This is a genomic window from Paenibacillus barengoltzii NBRC 101215 (assembly GCF_004000745.1).
In the GTDB taxonomy this organism is placed as follows: domain Bacteria; phylum Bacillota; class Bacilli; order Paenibacillales; family Paenibacillaceae; genus Fontibacillus; species Fontibacillus barengoltzii.
This window is the reverse complement of sequence record NZ_BILV01000156.1, coordinates 1-1,193: the sequence shown is the minus strand read 5'-3', so window position 1 is coordinate 1,193 and position 1,193 is coordinate 1. Positions and strand designations below refer to the sequence as shown.

Sequence of the window (1,193 nt, the reverse complement as noted above, 5' to 3'; positions counted from 1 at the left end):
ATAGTGTAAAATCTCTGTGGGTGTAGGAATTGGAAAAAGCGGATATAGAAAAAGAGCTTCTCCCTTGGTAAAGTGATGTTTGCGCACAACACACCAAGAAGGAGGAAGCTCCTGTGAGCCACTTTACCACAACAATGCCGACGATGAAAGAGATTGAGCAATGGATTTTCCGGAAAATGCAGGAGGAATTCGCTCGTGCGATGAAGCAGGTACTGGAGGCGCTGGATCAGCAGATCCTGGAGCAACGGGACCGAGAGCGTTATCGAGTAAAGGACGAGCGTGAAACAAGCGTCAACACAGTGTTCGGGAATGTGCGCTTTAAGCGGAGATTGTACTGTGACCGTAGAAGCGGCAAACACGTGTATCTGCTGGATCAGCTGTTGCAATTCGAAGGGCGCGGGAAAGTCAGTCCGCATTTGGAAGAGACAGCAATCGCATTCGCAAGCCAAGGACCGTCGTACCGGGACAGCGCAAAGCGGCTGGAGCAGCTTTTGGGCTACAATGTGCTGAGCCACCAAGCGATCAGGGAAAAACTGATGGAGCGTGCGCAACAGCCGATGCCAGCGGTGAAACGGCGCGCTGCCCGGGTGCTGTTCGTGGAAGTGGATGGGCTGTACACGAAGCTGCAGCGGAGCAAAAAGCGCGGGATGGAGAACGCAATTGCAGTCGTACACGAAGGCTGGGAGAAGAACGGCAAGCGGGTACAGCTGAAGAACAAACAGCATTACCTGCATACGAGCGGCGGCGACTTCTGGGAAGGGTTCGGGGACTTTCTGGTGGAGCGTTACGAAATCGACGAGAACACGTGGCTTGTGGTGAACGGAGACGGCGCGGCGTGGATCGGGGAATGTACATCCTACTTTCACCAATGTCTGTACATGCTGGACCGCTTTCATGTGGCGCGTGATTTGAAACGCTTTGTTGGTCATTTGCCGCAGGTGTGGGAGACCGTGAGACGGTCTTTGGCCAAACAGGATGCAGCCGCGCTTATGGCGGTCCTGGAAGGCGTGTCGGAGCAAGAGATAGCGGAAGAGAACCGGAAGGATTGGAAGCCGTATAAAAGATTTCTAAAGCGGCATGAGAAGCATTTGGACGACTACCGAAAAACACTCCAGGCGAAGGGGATCGACACAAGCGGCATGCGCCCGATGGGAAGCGCGGAATCGCAGATGCGTATATTCGCCAAGCGGACG

Annotated in this window: 1 protein-coding gene; it reads left to right on the top strand. The window is 54.1% G+C overall.

Going from position 1 to position 1,193, the window contains the following annotated elements; translation table 11 throughout:
- Positions 1-113 precede the first annotated feature (113 nt).
- Positions 114-1,193 (top strand): ISLre2-like element ISTco1 family transposase (locus PBA01S_RS22600; RefSeq protein ID WP_127576781.1); only part of this gene is annotated, 1,080 nt, incomplete at its 3' end.